Genomic DNA, 19,541 nt, shown 5'->3' on the forward strand with positions numbered 1-19,541 from the left:
TGCTATGACATTTACTTATACTGTCAGTCCCAAAGACTGGCTGGGAATTGCGCCTATAGTGGTCCTGGTGGTGATGGCCCTGGTGCTGATGCTGGTGGATCTGGTTTTGCCACATGCCGGGGAGCGCTCAAAGCATACTGGTCCCGCTAATTTCACGGTGTTGCCCGCCGTTGGTTTGCTGGGCGTGCTGGGCGCTATGGCCGCTGCTGTCACGCTGTTCTTTGTGGACCACCCGACATCTGTCTTCAATAATATGCTGGGGGCCGATGCGGGAACGCTGTATGCGGATTTGATTATACTGGCTGCTGGTGGGCTGGGTATCCTGCTCTCACCAGCTTACTTGAAGCGCTTGAAGCTGGTGCATCAGGGTGAGTATTATGCTCTACTCCTGTTGTCGATGACGGGCATGCTCTTGATGGCCGGTGCGCTTAGCTTCTTGATCGTTTTTGTGGGCCTGGAGATGTTCTCACTGGCTCTCTATATCCTTTGTAGCTTTATTGATAAGCGTCAGACCTCGCAAGAGTCGGGCATGAAATACTTCTTGCTTAGCTCGTTTGCCTCTGCCTTCTTGCTCTATGGCATTGCGCTTATCTATGCCGCCACTGGCCATACCAGTTTTGTGGATGTGCAAAAATTCGTTGTGGCACAGGCGCATGGACATGCACCTATACTCTTGCTGGTTGGACTGGGCCTGTTGACAGTTGGCTTTGCCTTTAAAGTTTCAGCCGTGCCTTTCCAGGCCTGGACTCCCGATGTCTATCAGGGTGCGCCAGCTCCTGTGACGGCCTTCATGTCGATCGGCACCAAGGTCGCGGCCCTGCTGGCCTTTATGCGCGTCTTTGGCTTTGCGCTCTCATCGGTTCAGAGTAGTTGGATGCCCGTCGTCTGGGCCATTGCGGTCCTGACCGTCATACTGGGTAACCTGATGGCCCTGGGACAGAGCAACGTCAAGCGCTTGCTGGCCTATTCAAGTATTGCTCATGGTGGTTACCTCTTGATCGGTGTCGTCGTGAGTGGTGCCGCCCAGCAAAACCATATCGGAGCCTCGGCCGTTCTGTTCTACCTGACCTGCTACTTGTTCATGAACATCGGAGCCTTTGGTGTTGTCTCTCTGCTGGAGCGGATCGACAATACCGGCTCTGATCTTTCTGATCTGCGTGGTCTCTGGTATCGTCGTCCGCTGCTAGCTGGCCTGCTGGCCTTCTTCCTGCTCTCCCTGGCCGGCTTTCCGCCCATGGCAGGATTCGCAGCGAAATACTACCTTTTCTACGCCGCACTGGTTGGAGGACATCCCGAACTGCTCATTATCGGTGTAGTTGCCAGCGTACTGGGTATCTACTACTACCTGCGCTTTATCGCTACCATGTTCATGGAAGGCCGCGAGGGCAGCCATGCCTCTTCAACGCATGCCGCCTTTGAACGGATACCTGCTACGCCCAGACCCACCAGGGCCCCAACGGGTTCCTTAACTCGTGCAGCCTCCTCAACTCGTGGAGCTACCGCGGTCGCCGAGAAACCGGCCAGCACCAAAATTGCAGCCTCACCTCTCCCAGCAACCGCCGAAATCGAGCCCACCCACGAACTCGAAGGCTGGTCCTGGGTAGCGCTTGGCATTGCTGCCCTCGGCACCCTGGTCACCGGAGTCATCCTACCTTTCTGGCTCCCCCAACTCCAGCAAGCCGCCCAAAGCCTCCTCAAATAAACCCAATGAGGCAAAGAAGAGGGGCAGGAAGGCCAATCAGCCTTCCTGCCTCTCTTCTTTGCCTGGCTCAAACTAGTGATGCGCTATATTTTTTTGCTTCCGCACATGTGTTTGGCACCTTCGGTGCCAAAAATGGTTTTTATCGTGTGATGTAGAAAATGTGCACAGCACATTTTCTACATCACACGATAAAAACACCGATAACATGTCAGCGCGCATAGATGTCTGGCTTTCTTCCCCTTGCAATAAGCCTTAAATATGTTTATAGCGTGGTGCATAAAATGTGCTCCACACGATAAAAACACTTATAGCATGTAAGTGCGCATGGATGTCTGGTTCTGCTCGCCTCGCAATAAGCCCGAACATATTTATTAGATGGTGCATAAAATGTGCAGCGCACATTTTATGCACCATCTAATAAATATGTTCGGGCGCGCAGCGCACGCCCGCATGGAAACGACACTATTCCAACCACTCCCATAGAAGCTGATGATATAATAGAAAACACCCGGATGCCAGGTGCCAGCATCCAACAATGCACAACTTCTTTTATTGTCTTCTAAAGAACCCTCAAACAGTCAATATTTCTATACTGACTAACTGGATAAGCTTGTAGATCCAGCTCTTGATAACATTGGGGAAAGGAATACTATGGCAAATACAAAAACAGCGCCCTATGGATCCTGGAAGTCACCAGTGACAACGGATCTCATAGTTGCTGACTCACTTCGTTTTGGGTTGACCGCCCTGGACGGAGACGACATCTATTGGATCGAAGGTCGCCCTTCCGAAGGTGGACGCAATGTGGTGGTGCGTCGCTCACCCGATGGAACCCTGACGGACCTGGTCCCCCAGCCGTTCAATGCGCGTACGCGTGTACACGAATATGGTGGTGGTGATTATGTGGTGAGCGAGGGGATACTCTACTTCTCTAATTTCTCGGACCAGCGTCTCTATCGTCTGGTTCCAGGTTCGGAGCCGGTAGCGATAACTCCAGCCATTGAGCGCCGCTATGCTGATATGGTTGTTGATCGGCAGCGCCGGCGCCTGATTTGCGTCTGCGAGGACCACACTAATACTGAGCGTGAAGCAGTCAATATGCTGGTTAGCGTTCCTCTGGATGGGAATGCCAGTGATGGCTTGCAGATTTTACAGGCTGGCAATGATTTCTATGCCGCACCTCGTTTGAGCCCTGATGGTTCACAATTGAGCTGGACGACCTGGAATCATCCTAATATGCCCTGGGATGGCTCTGAGTTGTGGGTAGCTGACCTTGATACTAATGGCTTCATTGGCAGCGCCCAGCGCGTGGCTGGTGGCGTTGAGGAGTCTATTTTCCAGCCATCCTGGTCCCCTGATGGTGTGCTCTACTTTGTGTCTGATCGCACTAACTGGTGGAACTTGTATCGCCTGGTAGATAATCAGATTGAAGCGGCCTGCCCTAAAAATGCTGAATTTGGAACCCCCCAATGGGTCTTTGGCATGTCTACTTATGGTTTTGTATCTGCCGATCGCATTATCTGCTGGTATGGTGGCCCTGAAGGCTCTTCTTTGGCGTATCTTGATACGCGCACAGGTGCCCTGACCCCCATCTCTTTGCCTTTTACGGCGGTGTCCGGTATTCGAGCTAATGCTCAGCAGGTGCTTTTCCTGGCTGCTTCTCCTACTTCTGCTTTGACGGCTGTGCGCCTGGACGTGGCCAGCGGACAGCTTGAAGTGCTGCGCCGCTCCCAATCGGCTGTCATTGATGATGCCTATATCTCAGCCGCCCAACTGATCGAGTTCCCAACCGAACATGGTCAGACCGCTTACGCTTATTATTATCCACCCAAAAATGCTGATTTTACAGCTCCCGAGGGCGAATTGCCACCTCTGCTGGTGATCAGCCATGGCGGCCCCACCAGTGCCGCATCATCTACGCTGACGCTGAGTACACAGTTCTGGACGAGTCGGGGTTTTGCGGTGGTGGACGTCAATTATGGTGGTAGTAGTGGCTACGGTCGCGCTTATCGGGATCGTTTAAAAGGCCAGTGGGGGTGGTGGATGTCGATGATTGTGTCAATGCCGCGAAGTATCTGGTTGAGCGTGGCCTGGCCGATGGTAATCGCCTGACCATCCAGGGTGGTAGTGCGGGTGGTTATACGACCTTATGCGCCTTAACCTTCCGCGACATCTTCAAAGCGGGCGCCAGTCACTTCGGTGTTAGTGACCTCAACATCTTTGTCCATGATACCCATAAGTTTGAGTCACGCTACCTCTTTGGTTTGATTGGACCCTACCCCGAGAGAAAAGATCTCTACTTTGAGCGTTCGGCGATCAATTATACCGATCAGCTCTCATGTCCGGTGATCTTCTTCCAGGGACTTGAGGATAAGATCGTGCCTCCTAGCCAGGCTGAAGTTATGGTGGATGCCTTGCGTGCCAAGCAGCTACCGGTGGCTTATCTGGCTTTTGAGGGTGAGCAACATGGTTTCCGCCGGGCTGAGAACATTAAACGCTCGCTTGACGGGGAGCTGTACTTCTATTCGAAGGTGTTTCACTTTGATCTGGCTGAGCCAATTGAGCCTGTGAAGATTGAAAACCTGTAGCTCCGACTTTTGAAGGTATGGAGTTGGGATCTCGTTCGTCAGAAAGATTCTGACGAGCGAGATCACTTAGCGCATTGCACTCCAGATCGTCCAGCGATCCTGTTCTACAATGGCCTGATTGTCTCCATCGAGCTGGCGGTGGATGTATTCATTGAGGTCATTCAATTCGTCATCGTTCAATTCATGCAGAATTGAGCGCCCTGTCCGCGCTTTTAAATCTTTTTCTAACGCGGCAAAGTTATTGTGAACCTGTCTGGTTTCCCAGAGTTGACGTTTTTCAACCACGCGGAAACCGGTCTGATGTAATGCGCTCATCACGGTCGCATTATCATGGCGCCGGGCGATCTCTTGTTGGGCCAGTCTGGGATAACGTGCGAAGAAGTAGCCACGAATGTTGGTTTGACTTCCAGCGAGCAGGCAATCTTCGGGTGTGCGGTCCTGAATAATCAAGATGCCACCTGGTTTGAGGATACGCAATGCTTCCGCGAAATTTTTTGCCAGCTCCTCACGGTTCAAATGGTGAACCAGGGCGCGTTCCAGCACGATGTCAAACTGTTGTGCATCCACAGTAGTCTGTAGAGCATCGCCTCTAATGTAGCTGATGTTGTTATGCGCCTTCAATGTGCTTTGTGCGTCACTGAGCATAACTTCAGATGAGTCAATGCAGGTAATATGGGCAGCTCCCATATCGGCCATGGCTTTAGCATAGATGCCACCTCCGCAGCCGATGTCTGCGACCGTGCGGCCCTGAATCTCCACAATCTGATTGATTAGTGTTTTCCAGGTACCGGTTGCCTGACGTGTTGCATATGTATTGCGAATTTCTTCCGCATGAAAATTAATGGGCGTAGTCCGTCTCCTCTCATTTTCACACTGTATAAATGGTAGAATTCCAATAGCTATTCTACCACATCATTATTTGCCCCTCAGGGTTCCGGGCCGAGTGCTTGCAAGGCCTCTCGCGGTGCTTGTATCCTCTACAAAAGTGCCTGTATCTTGTCTGAATATGAGACGTTTGAGTATGGAATTTTGGGGAAAGATTGGCTATTCGGGTGGAGAAAGAAGGCCCAGATGCACAAAAACTGCTCATCTGGGCCTCGTTTATTGGTTCACTGCACAGGGATGATGAATATTAGTCGATTACATCATTCCCATGCCGGGCATGCCGCCCATGCCTGGTGCGCCACCGGCAGCTGCAGCTGGATTCTCTTCTGGAATGTCGCTGATCAGGGTGTCGGTTGACAAGACCATGCTGGCGATGCTGACGGCGTTCTGCAGAGCGGAACGGGTTACTTTCACCGGGTCGATGATACCAGCTTTGACCATGTCGACATATTCGTTGGTGAGTGCGTTGAAGCCGTAACCACGGGGGCTGTTGAGCACACCAGCTACGACTACGGCGCCGTCTTTACCAGCGTTCTGGGCGATCTGGCGCAGGGGCTCTTCAAGTGCACGGCGCAGGATATTGACGCCTGTGGCCTCATCACCTGCTTGAGCCTTGACGCTATCAAGTGCTGGGATGGCCGAGACCAGGACGGAACCACCACCAGGGACGATACCCTCTTCGATGGCGGCGCGAGTTGCTGAGAGCGCATCCTCAACGCGGTGCTTCTTCTCTTTCATCTCGACTTCGGTAGCGGCACCTACACGGATAACACCAACACCACCAGCCAGTTTGGCCAGGCGCTCCTGGAGCTTCTCGCGATCATAGTCGCTGGTAGTGTCGTTGATCAGGGTGCGAATCTGGTTTACACGGCCCTGGATGCCCTGATGGTCGCCAGAACCCTCGACAATGGTGGTTGTCTCTTTGTTGGATGTGACGGTGCGAGCGGTACCCAGATCTTGCAGGGTGGCGTTCTCTAACTTCAGGCCAGCCTTCTCTGTAATCACGGTGGCACCGGTCAGGATGGCGATGTCCTCAAGCATGGCGTCGCGGCGATCTCCAAAGCCTGGAGCTTTGATGCCCAGAACATTGAAAGCACCACGCATCTTGTTGACAACCAGGGTTGCCAGCGCTTCTCCGTCGACATCCTCAGCAATGATTACCAGGTCTTTGCGGCCCGTCTGCAGGACGGCCTCGAGAATTGGCAGGATGTCAGCGATGGCGCTGATCTTTTTGTCGGTGATGAGAATATAGGGATCGCTCAATTCTGCAACTGTGTGCTCCTGGTTGGTGGCCATGTAAGGCGAGATGAAGCCACGGTCGAATTGCATGCCTTCGGTGTATTCTTTCTCAGTTGTGATACCACGGCCCTCTTCGACTGTGATGACGCCGTCTTTACCGACTTTTTCCATCACTTCGGCGATCAGGTTGCCGATCTCGGCATCTCCAGCGGAGATTGAAGCTACCTGGGCGATCTCTTCACGGGTCTCGACGGGTTTGGCCAGAGATTTGATTTCAGCAATAACTGCCTCAACACCTTTCTCCAGACCACGGCGCAGAATCATTGGGTTGGCGCCGGCTGCCAGGTTCTTCAAGCCTTCGTTGACTACCGCATGTGCCAGGACAGTTGCTGTTGTGGTGCCATCACCTGCGACATCATTGGTCTTGGTCGCAGCTTCTTTTAATAATTGGGCACCCATGTTCTCAAATGCATCAGGTAGCTCAATTTCGCGAGCGATGCTAACACCATCGTTCGTGATTGTGGGAGCGCCAAACTTTTTGTCTAGCACCACATTGCGCCCCTTAGGTCCAATTGTTACGCGGACCGCATTCGCTACCGTGTCCATTCCCTTCTTAAGGGAGTGGCGCGCCTGCTCATCAAACTGTACTCGTTTTGCCACGAAATTTACTCCTCTGATACAACCTAACTATATAATAACCTATTCCACGATTCCCATAATGTCGCTCTCGCGGAGGATCAAATACTCTTGGCCATCGATTTTTACTTCGGTGCCAGCGTATTTTGCGAATAATACGCGCTGCCCAACCGCTACTTCGAGCGCTGTGCGTTTGCCATTATCCAAAACTTTGCCGGGACCAACCGCCAGGATTTCTCCCTCCTGGGGCTTCTCTTTTGCTGTATCTGGTAGTACAATGCCGCTGCGCGTGACTGTCTCACGGGCCAGACCTTTGACTACCACACGGTCACCAAGTGGCTGAAGCTTTGCTGACATACTCCATTTCCTCCCTGTTCAGTGTGTATATGTGCAAGAAGGTAAGGTTTTCACCGCCTTCTACTGTTTTTAGCACTCTAATTGAGAGAGTGCGAACCGGCTATATAATACAACATAGGTGCCCAATTCGCAAGAGGAAGAGAATGCAATTATGTCCTCTGCTCTTCACTTCTGACAATACAAGTGCTATACTGCACATAGCATGTAGTTATGTAAAACATTTCCAGCGTAATGAAATCATTTTTTCCATTCACCATTCTTCTCTTTTCCCCATGTCGCCTCTGGCGGCGTGAAAAGGGCACATAAATAAGTGTTCATATTCATTATGTAGAATGGTATTGTAGCGCTCTCTGCTACTGTAAAGCATTTTGAACTAGCACAAAAAAAACTGAAGCAGATACATGAACGAACAATATGGTTTCTTTTCGGAGCGCAAACATCCTAAAACAGAAGAGGGGCTCAATCTGCAAAAATTTGGGAATTATGAACTGGTGCGGCGTATTGACGTCGGTGGTATGGGCGAGGTTTATCTGGCTCACCAACGTACCGCCTTTGGCCGAGAGGTGGCGGTAAAAATTATCCGCTCTGACCTGGTCAATGACGCTCGAGCGCGCCAGCGCTTTTTGCGTGAGGCTGAGGTCGCTTCTTATCTGAAGCATGATCATATCCTGCCCCTGCTAGAGTTTGGTGAGGAGCAGGGCCGCCTGTTTATTGTGACTCCTTATATCAAGGATGGCACGCTCTCCCAACGCCTGGCCCTTGGCGCCTTGCCAGTTTCTGAGGTATATGAGCTCTTTGGCGCTCTTTGTCGTGCGGTCTCTTATCTTCATAAGCGCGGTATTGTGCATCGAGATCTTAAACCATCCAATGTTTTATTGGATAAAGAGGAAGATAGTGGCCGTGTCTATGTGCGCCTGATCGATTTTGGTATCGCCTCTTCCCAGGGCGTATTGACCAGCGGCCCGCTTACTTCGACGGAACGTGAGTTTGGGACGGCCGATTATATGGCCCCTGAACGCCTCCTGGGGGTTGCGGCTCCAAGCAATGATATCTATTCGTTGGGCGTGATTTTGTATGTGATGCTGACGGGCCAGCTGCCACACTCGGATATAACGCCAAATCTCCCTTTTCCACTCATCAGCGTTATTGATCGCTGTCTGGATGTTGAGCCTGCAGATCGCTTTGCCAGTGTCGATGATCTTTTGCTGGCATTTGAGCATGCCTACAAATCTTTGACCACATCCCAGCAGATGCAGCCTGCCTCTCCGTTACCTGTTGAGAGCCCTCGTCCGGTAACTGAGGCTGTTGATATTCCTCTGGATGAGGATGAGCCAACTATCCCTGATGAGCAGCTGGCGGAAGCTCCTGCTTCTCGTCCCGCTTTGCGCACGAATCGCTCGCCTTTGAACTCGCGGCCACCCCTACGAGATGCTGAGGAGAGGACGGTGTCGCGACCACCGTTGAGAAGCAATGGACAGGATGCGACTTCCCGTGTTCCTCAGCGTGGTGGTGTTGATTCAGCTTCCCGCCCGGCTGTGCGTGCTCAGAGTGATGAGCCTGTATCCCGCCCGGGACTGGCTCCTTTGACGCGTAATCCTCGCCGCGCCGCCACCGGTGAGCAGAAAGTAGTGCTGGCAAAGGGTGCCAGTGGCGCTCAACCACCTGTACGTTCCCGGGGAGCTTCTGATCCTTCACTCACTCGTGGGACAGTGCTTCCTCATGTGCCCCATCAAGGCGATAATTTTAGCAAAGTTGATTACGATGCACCAACCACTGAGATTGATCCAGCGAGTGTTCCCAAACGCAAATCTGCTTTAATGGATAAATATGCTCAGATGCAGGCGCGTAAATCGGCTCCCGCCCAACCACAAAAAAAGTCCAGGCGGCGCCGGGGCGGCTCGGCTTTTGCTGTCATTTTTGTGTTTATCTTTGTTATTTTGTTGGCTCTATCAGGTATCAGCTATTTGATTTTTGAGGCGTCGATTACTGCTAATGTGACGATCTCTCCCAAAGTGCAGACTGTTAGCGGCGTTTTTACGTTTGTTGCTAAACCTGGTGTAAAGACTGTCAATGCTTCATCTGGTACTATTCCGGCCAGTGTGTTTACCAGCTCAAAGAATGCTTCTACCCAGGGGCGCCCAACCGGGGTGAGCGGCTGCGTGCTGGGTATTTTTGAATGTAAAGAGACCGTTTCGCTGGTGGATGTGAGCGTTATCTCTGCCCAGTTGCGCCCTTCTCTAAAACAGCAGATCGCACAGGATCTGCATAAGCAGGCTGACCAGGCTGGCGCTACTACAGTCGGTGATATCTTTTATGCTGATGGACCTATTACGGCGAACCCTCCTGTCGGTACTGTCAGTAAGACTGTTACCGTGACGATGACAGAACAGGGGAGCATGGAGTACTTTAAATCCAAGGATGTGCAGGATCTGGCTTTGCAGATGCTGAAGCGCAAGCTGAGTGGGAATTATTCCCTGGTAGACTCTATGACGCGTATCGGCCAGCCGGTGGTGCAAGGTATTGACGCTAATGGTGAGATTAAGGTAGCTGTCGCTGCTGCTGGCGTTTCCCATTACCAGATTCTCGATTCAGAGATGAACACTATCAAAAATACCATCAAAGGCAAGAGCCTGAAGGACGCGCGTAACGTGATCTTGCAGCATACAAATCTGGATGCCAATGCGCTTTCGGTGCGTATGTCGTATGGCGATACCGTTCCCACCAATACTCAGCAGATTAAGATCACAGTACTTAATCCAACTGATATACCTGCTGTCCAATTGCCGCCCGTGCCTAAAACTTCCGGCAATTAATTAGCTTGCTCTAATGTAGGCGCTCATACGATTGAGCGGCATCAGATAGGAAGGCAGCTCTTAATAGAGCTGCTTTTTTCTGTCCGCTTTTAGCAGCACTTCTACACTTGCTGATAGCTTACATATCTTCATCTTCAGGGGCCTCTTCTTTCAACTCTTCCCATAGCTGTTGCACCACATGTTTAGTGACCTCATAGCTAAAACCACGGCGCTGCAGAAACGGCCCTAGCCGTGTGCGGAAGGCATTATAATCGACATCCGGCTGCCGTAACAATGATTGTGCCTTCTTGCGCCCGGCGCGCAGTGCCAGCTCTTCATCTTGCTCATCTGTTACTACCTCATCGATTACCTCGCGCTTTACCCCCTTCATCTTCAGCTCATTCTTAATCGCCTGTGCTCCCTTAGGACGAAATCTTTCCCGTGATTCAATCCAGAATGAGGCGAAGCTCTCATCATTGATCAAATCCAGCTGATCTAATCTTTCCAACACTGTATCTATTAGCTCTACCGGCGTCTGTTTCTGCCGCAGATAGCGTTTCACCTCCTCACGACTGCGTGGTCGAAAGGATAAATAGTTCATCGCCCGGTCAACTGCCTTTTGTAGCGCCTCCTCTTGCTCTAATTGCTGTACCTGGGCTGGCGTTAACTCCTGATTGAGCCGCAACCCCATCTTCAGCACAATCAAAGTATTGACACCCATTAAAAAATGGCCATCCACAAAGATGCTTGTACGGTCTGGATCACTCGCCTGAGGCTGTAGCCCTGTAATGCGCATCAACATAACCAATTCCTCCTCTTCTTAAAGCTATTCTAATCCATCCCCATCCAAAAGGAAATTATAGCTATCTCTCAGTCAGGGCTTTTTGATGTTCGTCCAGAGATCACGAGCAAGCGATAAGGTGTCCATTCTTTCAGGTGTGGAGTAGTGTGGTGTGCGCCCGCAACCTCCTCCTCCCTACTGCAAACATGGAGATCACGAGCAAGCGATAGGAGATCCATTCTTTCAGGTGTGGAATGAGGTTGGTGGGCGGCTGCGGCCGCCCACCAACCTCATTCCACACTCCCACTCGGCGCCGCAGGCACCAAAGAGGAACATGAAAAAGCCCTGCTCCTCAGTAAAACGGGAGTGAAAGGGACGGTTAGAGAAGTTCTGGAGGCAGCTAGAACAAAGGAAATAGGGCATAATGAGACATTAGAAATTGGCATGGTCGCGCTTATAGTGACACTATTTTAGGATGTGATTCGTAAAACCTCTATAGACAGTAACCTACTGTATAAATTATTAAGAAATGTAAAAGAAAAATAAAAAAGATTTGGTAGACTTAAGCAGGGTTCCATTAACCTTGTAAGTGATAAAAGCACGACAAGCAGAAAGGAACGGCACAATGACAACTTTTCAAAATCCACTGGTGATAGGCGTTTTTCAAGATGAGGCAGGAGCCAAACAGGCTCTGGCAGAATTAAATAATGCTGGATTTGCCAAAGATCAGTTAGGTTTTGCTAACACTGGTAGCGAGGCGACCAGCACAAATCTGGGCTCAGAGCTCATGAAGCTCGGTGTTCCCCAGGAGCACGCGGGATATTATCACAATGCTTATCAGGCAGGACAGCATGTAGTTTCAGTGCGTGCGGATGGTCGTGAGCAGGATGCGGCCCGTATCCTCAGCCAATATGGGGCAACAGGTATCAATAGTGATCCCAATGCTGGTGCCGCGATGCCAAATAATGCTTCCCAGATGGCCGCTTATAATACCTATACCGATCCATCACAGAATCCCGCCAACCAGGCGCCAGGATATCCAACAAACAGCGCTGACTATAACAATGCTAGCCAGCAGCAGTACAATAACGCAGACCAGCAACAGTATAACAATGCTGGCTATAACACTGCTAATCAGCAGCCATACAACAACGCTGACCAGCAGTTTAACAACCCCAATTACAATAACAACGCTGACCAGCAGCAGTTTAATAATGCTGGCTATGCAAATGCCGATCAACAAGCTCAGCGCTATAATGACCCCAACCAGGGCTTCAATCAGGCGCAGAATTATGATCCAAACGCATACCAGGCGAATGATGCCAATGTAGAGCAGCGGCGCAGATCTGAGCGCGAAGAGCGTGAGTATCGTGAACAGCAGCGGGAGAACAATGATTTCCGCAACAATAATAGAGGCTAATCCGCTATAGCTTAACAGGCATCAAAAATAAAGAATGGGCGACTGGCTAATAAAAATGCCGGTCGCCCATTCTTTATTGACTATATTTTTTATTCTACGTGGACGCCAACACGCTCCAGGAAACGACGGCTGATTTCTGCGCGATGTTTGATAGGCATGCGACCTGATATGAAGTGCGAATCAGAACCAGTAGTGCCCAGTAGATCGTGTTTTTCAACATATTCGATATAGGCTTTAACCATATCCTGGCTATGATAAGGATGATACATTTCAATACCATCGATAGGAATTTCTGCGCGTAATTGATCTAAAAGAGCAATATCATAGAAAGTAAAGCCATTTTCACGGCGACCCGGGTGGGCGATCACACAAACACCACCACTGCGATGAACTGCCTCAACCGTCTCGGCCATATCCGAACGCACCGAGTAAAATCCAGCCTCTTTCATCTTCTGAATGCCAGCATGCCAGCTAGGAACGTGTCCATGTTCGCGTAACAGCATGGCATTATCAGCCGGAAAACGCAGCTTGCCACCATTGGCTGCCAGGAGCTCTTCCTGACGTGGGAAATCATAACCCATACTGCGTAATTTCTCGTTAACCTCATACGTGTTTTCTAGCTGACGCCGCACCACACGCTCTGTCAGAGAAGATAGTTCGTTTTGCTCAGGATCAAAGCCATAGCAGAGCATATCACCCATCCGCCCATTGCCAACAGAGCCGTTCCATTCAGTGCTCATCTCGACACCTGATAACACAGGTAAGCTTTGGGCCGCACCAAGAGCTTGTATTTCAGCCACCTTATCAACGCGATCGTGGTCGGTCACAGCGATCAAGTCAAATTTTTCTTTCGCCAGGAAATCAATCACCTGCTGGGCTGGCCAACGTCCATCGCTATAAGTGGTATGCATATGAAAATCGACAGCAGAATCGGGACGTAGTGTTACAGTTGTAGTCAGACGAGCCAAGACAAACTCCTTTAAGAGAGAACATAGACAATGAATAAAAACTGGTACTCTTCTTATCTATAATCGTACCACAAGATCAGTTTTATGCCAGCCAACAATATGTACTTAATGTCCACCGAGGCCAAAGTCGATCGGGATACCAAAAATGTTGAGGAGGGCCACGATCAGGGGGGCTACGATTAAGGCAGGTAGCATGTTGGCGACTTTGATGCGCTTGATATCAAGGATGTTTAAGGCCAGACCAACCAGGATGACACCACCAACGGCCGCAAGTTCAATCACGCGCGGTTGCTGGGCCATGCTGAGGTGGGGATCAGAGACTAGTAGCGGTTTGACCAGGCCAGCGAGCAAAGAGATTCCTCCCTGGACAATTAAAATGGTAGCGCCCGCGAAGAGCGTTCCGATACCAAAACTACTGGCGAAAATAATGGCCGAAAAACCATCCAGCACGGCTTTGATCGCTAGTAAGCGATAATCGCCAGTTAAACCATCGTTGATGGAGCCCAGAATAGTCAAAGGTCCTACACAGAACTGTAGGCTGGCAATCACGAAGGCCGTAGTAAAGTTCACATTATGTTGACTATCGGGACGACTAAAACGCTTTTTCAGCCAATCACCCAGCCAGTTAATTCTTTTATCGATATCTATTAATTCACCAATCACAGAGCCGATTACCACAGCCAGCAAAGGGATCAGTGCATTCTTAGTGGAAATACCTGAAGAGATACCCATTACCACGGTGATCAGACCGATAGAGGCAATTACGATGGTTTTGATGCGGTCGGGTAAGCGCTCTCCAATCAGCAGGCCCAGTACCCCTCCTATCATCACTGTAGCAAAATTAATCAATGTTCCCGTCATATTAAGAAAAGTCCTCCACACAGGCTGGAATTATGATCAGGCATGGCGAGCCGCAAACTCCTCGGCATGGCGAATCCTGCTCACAATCGAAGGATGGCTGGAATTGCTATCCTCATGGGCCAGAATCTCATTAATATTTGCCAGGCGCACCATGGCGCTTTTAAAAGCCATATGCAAGCCAGTCGTACGCAAAGCAAATTCGTCCGCGCGATATTCCATCGTACGGCTATAACTATTAATAATCGTGGTTGTTAGCAACCACGATAGCACAAAAAGACTCAAGATAAAGGGGACTGTTGCGCTATCAGAGAGGCCATCAAAAAGATAGATTGGGATATCGACCAATCCAAGCATCAGCATGGCAATTAGATAATAGGCGATGGTGCGCACGCCAGCCCTGGCCAGGATGCGCCGCCAGATATCAAAATGGATATGGTGGGCCAGCTCATGGGCTAGAATGACCTCAATCTCATCTAGCGAGAAGCGTTCCAGCATGGTATGAACGATACCGATGCGGCGCGTCCAGCCCCAGCCGATCACAAAGGCATTAGGCGCCACTTTGACACCAGGCTTTTTCAGAATATAAATGCCGCGTACAGAGGTAGAAAGGCGCCGCATTAAGAGCTGAAGGCGCTGTTTGAGTTCACCGTCAGCTAAAGGAGTCAAAGTGTAAGCACGGGCCAGGATATGTGGCTTATATTGTTCCCAACAAATATCCAGCAGCAACTGAAAGCAGACGAAGCCGCACCACCACCATTCCTGTAACTCAGCACACAACACATAGATAACCTGGACCAGCACGGCCCATTTCACCACTAGCCGTCCCTGGGCCCGGCAATGGCGCCAGATACAGGTCCGCAGCGAGAAGGTTGGTATGCGATGGTAGCGCTTAAGACCATAATCGATATAGCAATATAAGGGAAGATAGATGATTTCCAGACAGAACATACATAATAAATAGCTCAATAATACCGGCACGGGATACCAGTTGCTGATAGGCTGCCAGGCAAATAAAGCCATACAGCGATGCCATAATGAGGCGACCAGACCTATCAGGCTTATAGAGTGCACAGGATCGATACAAACGAGAGAACCCAGAAGAATAGCAAAGGGCAGACCTAGCAGGCGCACAAGGGTACTACGGGCAGCACGATAGGCACGCAAGCGCTGTTGCCTCTCAACATTGATTTGTTGCACAGCATGACCTTTCCATAAAGGGATGCATATCAGATTTTTTGTAAGTTAGTGAGTAATTGGCGATGCCACTCAATATGAAGGATGATATATACCAACACAACTATAGCATATGAAACCAAGCTAGATACAGACATAAATAGAAGCTCCAGCCGTCAATAGAACCTCACAACTTCCTCACAGCCATCTATCTCTAACTACCACAACAAGCTATGCATCTGTGGTACAATAGCGTCGATTCAATCTACTGATACACACAGCCAACCAACAGATCCAATACTATTCATAACTGTAGCCAGCGTTAGCTTTTCACGACAACCTGCCCGGATTTTGAGAACTGGAGCAAGCTGGCTGCAAACCGAATGCATTATATATAGCAAATGACTTTATTTTTTCATGCCTGATACAACATTTCTGTTACTTCGCGATATGGAGGGTGGTGACGTTGGAACAACAAGATTTATTAGCCGGTCTCAATCAACCACAGCAAGAGGCCGTGACGACAACCGAGGGACCAGTCTTAATTTTAGCGGGACCTGGTAGTGGCAAGACACGCGTAATCACCCATCGTATTGCCCACCTCGTCCAGCAAGAACAGGTTTCACCATGGCGTATCCTGGCGGTTACCTTCACCAATAAAGCGGCCCGCGAGATGCGCGAGCGTATGGAAAAGCTGGTGGGTGTCAACGAAGCCAAAGAAATGATGATCGGAACCTTCCACGCTATCTGCGCCCGTGTTCTGCGTACCGAGGCCGAACACCTGGCACCACTGGGACTGTCACGATCCTTCGTTATCCTGGATACCGATGATCAGAATACCCTGCTCAAGCAGGCCATTAAGGAACTCAACCTGGACGAGAAGCAATACCGCCCGGCTACCATTCAGGCACTGATCTCACGCGCTAAGAATGATATGCATGGTCCAGACCAGATGGCCGAGCTCGCTACAAAATATATTGAAGAAGTGGCCGCACGTGTCTTTAAAGTCTATCAAAAGATGATGCGCAAGAATAACAGCGTCGATTTTGACGATCTGATCATGCTCACCGAGCAACTCTGGAGGCGTGAGCCCGAGGTCCTCAAACGCTATCAACGTCGCTGGCAGTACATTCACGTTGACGAGTTCCAGGACTGCAATCTGCCCCAGTATAAGCTTATTCGCCTGCTCGGCTATGGAACCGATAGCCTCCACGAAGGACTGGGGAATGTCTGTGTAGTGGGTGATGATGATCAGATGATTTACACCTGGCGGGGAGCCAGCGCGGAGAATGTCCTGCGTTTCGAGCGCGACTTCCCACATACTAGAATTATTCTACTGGAACAGAACTATCGCTCCACCCAGACTATTCTGGATGCGGCCCAGGGGATCGTTAAACGCAATAGTCTACGTAAAGATAAGAAACTGTGGACCGCCCAGGGGGATGGCGAAAAGATCATTGTCCATGAAGCCTATAACGAAGAGCAGGAAGGCCTCTACGCAGCTCAGGAAATTGTGCGCCTGCTGGCCCGCGGCGAGATCGCAAAACGCACCGATGTTGCCGTCATGTATCGTACCAACGCCCAGTCCCGCGCCCTGGAAGAACAATTCCTGCGCATGAATATCCCATACAAAGTGATCGGTAGCCGCAAGTTCTATGATCGTAAAGAGATCAAAGATATGCTGGCCTATATGCGCCTGCTCGCCAATCCTAATGATGATCTAAGCTTGCTACGAGTCATCAATGTCCCTAACCGAAAAATCGGCCCTAAGACAGTCGGAGAGTTGCAGCAATGGGCCAATCGGCAGTCAAGCTCGCTATATATCGCTCTGGAAAGCATTCAGGCCCATCCCACACTGGGCAAGGCCGCCAAAAACGCGCTGGAGACCTTTCACAAACTGATCAAAGACTTACAAGGCGCTATCGATGAACTCCATCTGCCAGAACTGCTGGATCGCATTGCTGAACGCAGTGGCTATGGTCCAGAGTTACGGGCCGCCTCTGAAGGAGAAGAACTGGATCGCTGGGGCAACGTACTGGAATTGCGCCGTGTGGCCGAAGATTACTCCGAGATCGAGACACGCTCCGCCCTGGAGTTATTCCTGGAGAACGTGGCCCTGGTTGGGGGCGCTGACACGGTTCAGTCGGGAGAAGATGGCTCATTGATACGCGAAGAGACCACCGATGCTGTTACCTTGATTACTCTCCATGCCGCAAAAGGGTTGGAATATCCAGTGGTCTTTATCGTGGGAATGGACGAGGGTTCATTGCCCCATTCGCGCTCTATCGACAAACCCGAGCAGGTAGAAGAGGAACGTCGCCTGGCCTATGTCGGCTTTACGCGCGCCATGAATCGGCTCTACCTGATCCGTGCTCGCCGCCGCTCAGTATTTGGTGAGACGCAATATACAGAACCATCACGCTTCCTGGACGATATTCCCCCCAAATTGATCGCCAAACGTGGTGGGGGCGTAACGCCAAAAACAAATACCAGCAGTGGACAGGGTACCTACGGCAATCGTACACAGGGACGCAATGTGCAGCGTGGGTACAACTGGGAAGATGACTTTAATCAAGATCCATATGGGGATACTGGTGGACGCGTCTTTGGTCGGGGCAGCAATCCTACTACATCGTCCACACGCGGTTACTCATCTTTGCCTTCAGCTCCTAAAAGCAGGGGTAACTTTCCTGCCGCCAGCAATTTCAGCAATGCGGAACCAGCCAAAGCTAAAGTACAACGCTTCAAGCCTGGCGATCGTGTACGTCATAACATCTTTGGAGATGGTATTATCCTGAAAAGTGAGATGGAGTCCGGTACCGAATTCGTCGAGGTACAATTTCCGGGCAAACACGGCAAGAAACGTCTCAGCCTGGACTTTGCCCACCTCGACAAACTTTCGTAGCTTAAGGCAGCTATTCAGGTAAGAATCATGCAACAGCAACCATCAGAACAAAGCGAAGCTTCTTCATTGCTCAATGGCAATCGTGAGCTCGCGGTGCTTTATGCCATCGCGGGCTACCTGAATCGCCAGGTGGATGTACACGATGCGCTGCAAGAAGTGCTGGCCCATGTTACCCAATTACTGGGGCTTCGTACAGCCTGGGTCTGGATCTTTGATGACAGGGGCGATCCCATTGTCGCTGCATCACAGCATCTCCCACCCTACCTGGCGGATCACCCCGAACGTATGTGTGGCTCATGCCTCTGCCTGGACACATATATGGAAGGAACCGTAGAGGGGCCTCCAATATCAATGTGCTCCGCTGTAGCCGCCTTAAAAACGCTGAGCGCGATAGCGATCCCAGTGCTCTGGGTTTGCGCTTCCACTCCAGCGTACCGATCTATGCGGGCCCAACCCTACTGGGCGTAATGAACGTAGCCAGCGAGGATTGGCGTGAGCTACGACCTGATGAATTGCAACTATTACACATCATCAGCGATCAAATTGGGCTGGCCCTGCAGCGGGCCCGCCTCTCGGCTGAACATACCAGGGCGGCCGCTCGACTGGCCACGACCGAAGAGCGCAACCGCCTGGCTCGCGAGATCCACGATACTATGGCCCAGGGGTTGGCCGCCATTGCCTTGCAATTAGAGACCGCGGATGCATTGATTCAAACACGTCCCGAACGTACCCATGAAGCCATCCAGCGTGCCCTCAGTCTGACGCGTCAAAATCTGGAAGAAGCGCGCCTCTCAGTCATGGATCTACGGGCCGCGCCATTGCAGGAGCATACCTTGCCCGAAGCCCTGGCCACCCTGGCTACCGTAGAGCCATTTCCTGTTGTACAATACAGCTATACACCTATGCCACAGTTTCCAGCCCTGCCAGCACGCATTGAAGCCGGCTTGTATCGCATTGCCCAGGAAGCATTAACCAATGTCCGTAAGCATGCCAATGCCCGGCACATTGAAATGCGCCTCATCGCCGAAGAGCAGTGGATTAGCCTGCGCATTCAAGATGATGGAGATGGTTTCGAGCCAGACAATGTGCCACAGCACAATGGGCCAAACACAGGACACTTTGGACTAACCGGCATGGGAGAACGAGTTCGCATCTTAGGTGGCAGCATATGTATTCTTAGCGAGCCCGGCACCGGCACATGCATCGAAGTTTCTATACCCTATTAACCAATAAC

General features: G+C 50.9%; 13 protein-coding genes and 1 pseudogene. 7 read left to right on the forward strand and 7 right to left on the reverse strand.

From position 1 onward, the window contains the following. Window positions 1-4: 4 nt before the first annotated feature. Window positions 5-1,702: an NADH-quinone oxidoreductase subunit N gene (locus EL645_RS12315; RefSeq protein WP_126550389.1), complete on the forward strand. Its 1,698-nt coding sequence runs from the start codon at window positions 5-7 to the stop codon at window positions 1,700-1,702. 1,482 nt (window positions 1,703-3,184) lie between these two features. After that, window positions 3,185-4,290 (forward strand): annotated as a pseudogene (locus EL645_RS42570) (alpha/beta hydrolase family protein). 66 nt (window positions 4,291-4,356) lie between these two features. Here EL645_RS42570 and EL645_RS12325 read toward each other — a convergent pair. The 3 genes from EL645_RS12325 to groES form a co-directional block, all read right to left on the reverse strand. Then, entirely contained in the window at window positions 4,357-5,193 is an 837-nt protein-coding gene (locus EL645_RS12325; protein WP_307720576.1) for a class I SAM-dependent methyltransferase, read from the reverse strand. A 237-nt stretch (window positions 5,194-5,430) separates the two neighbouring features. Continuing rightward, window positions 5,431-7,074, reverse strand: coding sequence for a chaperonin GroEL (groL, locus tag EL645_RS12330; protein WP_126550393.1), 1,644 nt, complete (start codon window positions 7,072-7,074; stop codon window positions 5,431-5,433). Between the two features lie 39 nt (window positions 7,075-7,113). After that, entirely contained in the window at window positions 7,114-7,407 is a 294-nt protein-coding gene (groES, locus tag EL645_RS12335) for a co-chaperone GroES (protein ID WP_126550395.1), read from the reverse strand. 401 nt (window positions 7,408-7,808) lie between these two features. On the opposite strand from groES, the gene EL645_RS12340 reads away from it, so the two are divergent. After that, a complete protein-coding gene (locus tag EL645_RS12340) occupies window positions 7,809-10,220 on the forward strand; it encodes a serine/threonine protein kinase (RefSeq protein ID WP_126550396.1) in 2,412 nt (803 codons plus the stop codon). Between the two features lie 118 nt (window positions 10,221-10,338). On the opposite strand, the gene EL645_RS12345 is transcribed toward EL645_RS12340, so the two are convergent. Beyond that, entirely contained in the window at window positions 10,339-11,001 is a 663-nt protein-coding gene (locus EL645_RS12345) for a regulatory protein RecX (RefSeq protein ID WP_126550398.1), read from the reverse strand. Window positions 11,002-11,605: 604 nt separating this feature from the next. Here EL645_RS12345 and EL645_RS12350 point away from each other — a divergent pair. After that, window positions 11,606-12,400, forward strand: coding sequence for a hypothetical protein (locus EL645_RS12350; RefSeq protein ID WP_126550399.1), 795 nt, complete (start codon window positions 11,606-11,608; stop codon window positions 12,398-12,400). Between the two features lie 89 nt (window positions 12,401-12,489). Here EL645_RS12350 and EL645_RS12355 read toward each other — a convergent pair whose 3' ends face one another. The 3 genes from EL645_RS12355 to EL645_RS12365 all read right to left on the reverse strand — a co-directional run bounded on the left by EL645_RS12355 (window position 12,490) and on the right by EL645_RS12365 (window position 15,426). After that, window positions 12,490-13,368: a PHP domain-containing protein gene (locus EL645_RS12355; RefSeq protein WP_246035347.1), complete on the reverse strand. Its 879-nt coding sequence runs from the start codon at window positions 13,366-13,368 to the stop codon at window positions 12,490-12,492. 105 nt (window positions 13,369-13,473) lie between these two features. Next, a complete protein-coding gene (locus EL645_RS12360; RefSeq protein ID WP_126550400.1) occupies window positions 13,474-14,229 on the reverse strand; it encodes a DUF554 domain-containing protein in 756 nt (251 codons plus the stop codon). Window positions 14,230-14,265: 36 nt separating this feature from the next. Beyond that, a complete protein-coding gene (locus tag EL645_RS12365) occupies window positions 14,266-15,426 on the reverse strand; it encodes a M48 family metallopeptidase (RefSeq protein ID WP_126550401.1) in 1,161 nt (386 codons plus the stop codon). Window positions 15,427-15,868: 442 nt separating this feature from the next. Between EL645_RS12365 and EL645_RS12370 the strand changes: the two genes are divergently transcribed. The 3 genes from EL645_RS12370 to EL645_RS12375 are packed head-to-tail and all read left to right on the forward strand — an operon-like array spanning window position 15,869 to window position 19,533. Next, window positions 15,869-18,307, forward strand: a complete 2,439-nt coding sequence (locus EL645_RS12370; RefSeq protein WP_126550402.1) for an ATP-dependent helicase — start codon at window positions 15,869-15,871, stop codon at window positions 18,305-18,307. 27 nt (window positions 18,308-18,334) lie between these two features. After that, the gene (locus tag EL645_RS39265) at window positions 18,335-18,775 is read left to right on the forward strand and encodes a hypothetical protein (protein ID WP_161977331.1); all 441 of its coding nucleotides are present in this window, start codon (window positions 18,335-18,337) and stop codon (window positions 18,773-18,775) included. Further along, the gene (locus EL645_RS12375) at window positions 18,661-19,533 is read left to right on the forward strand and encodes a GAF domain-containing sensor histidine kinase (RefSeq protein ID WP_161977332.1); all 873 of its coding nucleotides are present in this window, start codon (window positions 18,661-18,663) and stop codon (window positions 19,531-19,533) included. The genes EL645_RS39265 and EL645_RS12375 overlap by 115 nt, the downstream gene beginning before the upstream one ends. Window positions 19,534-19,541 lie beyond the last annotated feature (8 nt).

It is taken from the genome of Dictyobacter kobayashii (genome assembly GCF_003967555.1).
GTDB lineage: Bacteria > Chloroflexota > Ktedonobacteria > Ktedonobacterales > Ktedonobacteraceae > Dictyobacter > Dictyobacter kobayashii.

Coding starts and splice junctions, on each gene's coding strand:
- EL645_RS12340 (WP_126550396.1), top strand. CDS start 7,809: ATGAACGAACAATATGGTTTCTTTTCGGAGCGCAAACATCCTAAAACA.
- EL645_RS12345 (WP_126550398.1), bottom strand. CDS start 11,001: ATGTTGATGCGCATTACAGGGCTACAGCCTCAGGCGAGTGATCCAGAC.
- EL645_RS12315 (WP_126550389.1), top strand. CDS start 5: ATGACATTTACTTATACTGTCAGTCCCAAAGACTGGCTGGGAATTGCG.
- EL645_RS12360 (WP_126550400.1), bottom strand. CDS start 14,229: ATGACGGGAACATTGATTAATTTTGCTACAGTGATGATAGGAGGGGTA.
- EL645_RS12350 (WP_126550399.1), top strand. CDS start 11,606: ATGACAACTTTTCAAAATCCACTGGTGATAGGCGTTTTTCAAGATGAG.
- groES (WP_126550395.1), bottom strand. CDS start 7,407: ATGTCAGCAAAGCTTCAGCCACTTGGTGACCGTGTGGTAGTCAAAGGT.
- EL645_RS39265 (WP_161977331.1), top strand. CDS start 18,335: ATGCAACAGCAACCATCAGAACAAAGCGAAGCTTCTTCATTGCTCAAT.